This window comes from Pseudomonas sp. (assembly GCF_050739935.1).
In the GTDB taxonomy this organism is placed as follows: Bacteria; Pseudomonadota; Gammaproteobacteria; order Pseudomonadales; family Pseudomonadaceae; genus Aquipseudomonas.
This window is the reverse complement of record NZ_JBOICF010000133.1, coordinates 1-3,236: the sequence shown is the minus strand read 5'-3', so window position 1 is coordinate 3,236 and position 3,236 is coordinate 1. Positions and strand designations below refer to the sequence as shown.

Below are 3,236 nucleotides of genomic sequence, written 5' to 3'. Positions count from 1 at the left end.
GTGTCAGTCACAGATGCGTTGGCTTGACACCCGGCGTTCGCCAGCAAGCCAACTCCTACAATTTTTGCGGCGATTCGGGATTTTGCGCAAGGGCATAATTCCCTGCCGCACGGCTTGCCGGCGGTATTGATCGCTCGCCACGCTCCGCGTGCAATATCGCATGACGCGGAGCGTAAGAATGCATTCCCGCGCAGCGCGAGGGGGGCGATCAACTCAAATCTCCGCCATACCCCGATCTACTGTAGGAGCCGGCTTGCTGGCGAACGCTGAGTGTCAGTCACAGATGCGTTGGCTGACACCCCGCACTCGCCAGCAAGCCAACTCCTACAATTTTTGCGGCGATTCGGGATTTCTTACGCGTCAGTTCAGACGCCGAACGCGACTTGGGTGCAGGCCGAACCGGGAACAGGCCACCATGGTTACTTGGGGGCTTTTCCAAATAACTGGCCGAAGGCGAAGCGCTTCTGCCGCCAGGCAGAAACGGATCCAACTGCAAGACCAAAATCTTCCATTTGCCCCGCCGCACTACCAGTGCTAAAACTTCACGCGTCTGACGCCGTTTCATATAAGGGATTTGTCTATGTCAGTAACCTCCGAGCTCTCTTCCGACGGGCAGCGACTGACCATCAGGATCGAGGGGCGCTTCGATTTTTCGACGCACCAGGATTTCCGCGGCGCCTACGAAAAAGAGACCACGGCCAAGCAGTTCGTGGTCGACCTCAAGGAAACCAATTACCTCGACAGCTCGGCGTTAGGCATGCTCTTGCTATTGCGTGATCACGCCGGTGGAGAGCGCGCGGACGTGAGCCTGGAAAACTGCAACGCAGACGTCGTCAAGATCCTCGCCATTTCCAACTTCTCCAAACTCTTCCGCATCGGCTGATGGCGGACTCTCCACCTCCCGAGCGCCTGACAATCCTCATCGCCGATGACAATGCCAGCGATCGCATGCTGCTCTCTGCGATCATCAGCCGTCAGGGGCATGAGGTGTTGAGCGCCTGCGATGGGGCTGAGGCGGTCGCGATGTTCGAACGGCACCGCCCGCAACTGGTATTGATGGACGCTCTGATGCCGGTGATGGATGGTTTCGAGGCCGCGCGACGGATCAAGGAGCTGGCCGGCGAGGCGCTGGTCCCGATCATTTTCCTGACCTCCCTCACCGAAGGCGAAGCCCTTGCACGTTGCCTGGACGCGGGGGGTGATGACTTCGTCGCCAAGCCCTACAACCAGATAGTGCTCGCCGCCAAGATCAACGCCATGAACCGTCTGCGACTGTTGCAGGAAACCGTTCTGCAGCAGCGCGACCTGATCGCTCGGCATCACAAATACCTGCTCAACGAACAACGCGTGGCCAAGGCGGTGTTCGATCAGATTGCCCACTCCGGCTGCCTCAGCGCGCCGAATATCCGCTACCTGCAATCGCCTTACGCGCTGTTCAACGGTGATCTGCTGCTGGCGGCCTGGGCGCCTTCCGGCAACATGCACGTACTGCTCGGGGACTTCACCGGCCATGGCTTGCCGGCTGCGGTCGGCGCCATGCCACTGGCCGAGGTGTTTTACGGGATGACCGCCAAGGGTTACGGCCTGCCGGAAATCCTGCGCGAGATGAACGCCAAGCTCAAGCGCATCTTGCCGGTCGACATGTTTTGCTGTGCGGCGCTGATCTGTGTGAATTTCAATCAGCAACTGGTCGAAGTCTGGAACGGCGGCCTGCCGGACGGCTATCTGCTGCATCGCGACGGACGGCCTCATACACCGTTGGCGTCCGCGCATTTGCCGTTGGGCGTGCTGAGCGCCAGCAGTTTCGATGACAACACCCAGGTCTACCCCTTTGGCGCGGGTGATCGCGTGTTCCTGCTGTCGGATGGTGTGGTGGACAGCACCGACGAAACCGGCGAAATGTTCGGCAGCCGGCGTCTGCAGAACGTGTTCGTCTCCAATCGCAACCCTGCGACGTTGATCGAAGAGGTGCAATGGGCCCTCGCACGTTTCCGCGGACAGGTGCGTGACGATGTGAGCATGCTGGAAGTGGGGTTCACGGAGCCGGAATCCCTGGGCCCGCCCTCGGTGATCTATACCGATAGCGGCGATTCCAGCCCGCTGGACTGGTCGGCGAGTTTTGAATTCCGTGCGTCGACCCTCAAACGGTTCAACCCGCTGCCTTATCTGTTGCAGCTGTTACAGGAGGTTCATGGTCTGCGTCAGCAGAGCAGCGAGCTGTACATCGTGCTGGCCGAGCTCTACAGCAATGCCCTGGAGCACGGCGTCCTCGGTCTGGATTCGGCGCTCAAGTGTGACGCCGATGGCTTTGCGCTTTACTACCAACAGCGCGGTGAGAGGCTGGACGCGCTCGAAGACGGATTCATCCGCTTTAATTTTCAGATAATCCCGGTGGCGCAGGGTGGACGCCTGACGGTTCAGGTGCACGACAGCGGCCGCGGCTTCGACGCCGAGCAAGTGCTGGCACTCCCGCCCGCGGTCGATCAGTTGTCTGGGCGCGGGCTGAACCTGGTGCGCCAGCTCAGCGACCGGTGCCAATGGTCGGAAGATGGCCGTACGGCGTCTGTAGAGTTTGCGTGGGAGGCTCTGGCATAATCCCGCGAGTCTTGATCAAGGAGCGAGCAAGTGTTGGAAAATCATGTGGATTTGACCGTACTCAGTACGTTGCGCGATGTCATGGAAACCGAATATCCGGCATTGCTTCACATATTCATCAGGGATTCGGAAGCCCGCGTCACGGATTTGAACGGGTTGATCCAGGCCCCCGACTTCTCCCCGGCCTCGCCGACCCAGCTGCAACAACTGGGCATGATGGCCCACAGCTTCAAAGGCAGCAGCAGCAACATGGGCGCCGCTCATCTGGCTGAGTTGTGCCGGCAACTCGAAGACCTGGTTCGCGGTCAGACATGCGTCAGTGGAGCTCTTGTTACCCAGCTGGTCGCGGCGATCGACGCGGAGTTCCGCGTGGTACGCGATATGTTCGAGGTCGAATTGGACACCACGCTGACCAGCGATTGAGATACCTGTCGAACCTCGCGGCAACGACCAAATCCCCGAAGAATCCCGCCGCAAGCGACGCATGGTGTGATTGATCCTTGGCGGTAGCAGCGCACATCCCTGTAGATACCCGGTTGGCGGCGGCGTTCTTCCAGGCACCGCCTGACTCTGTAGGAGCCGGCTTGCTGGCGAACGCGGTATGTCGGTCAAATCTACAACAGTGCCTGACACAGCCGGTT

Annotated in this window: 3 protein-coding genes; all 3 read left to right on the top strand. The window is 59.9% G+C overall.

All coding sequences use genetic code 11. The annotated features are described in order from the left end of the window. Positions 1-580: 580 nt before the first annotated feature. Genes ACRER8_RS26020 through ACRER8_RS26010 form a run of 3 tightly spaced genes read left to right on the top strand, consistent with a single transcriptional unit; the run spans position 581 to position 3,018 of the window. Positions 581-883, top strand: a complete 303-nt coding sequence (locus tag ACRER8_RS26020) for an STAS domain-containing protein (protein ID WP_431749034.1) — start codon at positions 581-583, stop codon at positions 881-883. Further along, on the top strand, positions 883-2,595 hold the full coding sequence (locus ACRER8_RS26015; RefSeq protein ID WP_431749033.1) for an ATP-binding SpoIIE family protein phosphatase: 1,713 nt from the start codon (positions 883-885) through the stop codon (positions 2,593-2,595). Before ACRER8_RS26020 ends, ACRER8_RS26015 begins: the two co-directional genes overlap by 1 nt. A 30-nt stretch (positions 2,596-2,625) precedes the next feature. Further along, complete coding sequence (locus ACRER8_RS26010; protein ID WP_431749032.1) at positions 2,626-3,018, top strand: Hpt domain-containing protein; 393 nt, start codon at positions 2,626-2,628, stop codon at positions 3,016-3,018. Positions 3,019-3,236 lie beyond the last annotated feature (218 nt).

Excerpts from the sequence above, each read along its gene's own strand:
- ACRER8_RS26020 (WP_431749034.1), top strand. The coding sequence starts at position 581 with ATGTCAGTAACCTCCGAGCTCTCTTCCGACGGGCAGCGACTGACCATC.
- ACRER8_RS26015 (WP_431749033.1), top strand. The coding sequence starts at position 883 with ATGGCGGACTCTCCACCTCCCGAGCGCCTGACAATCCTCATCGCCGAT.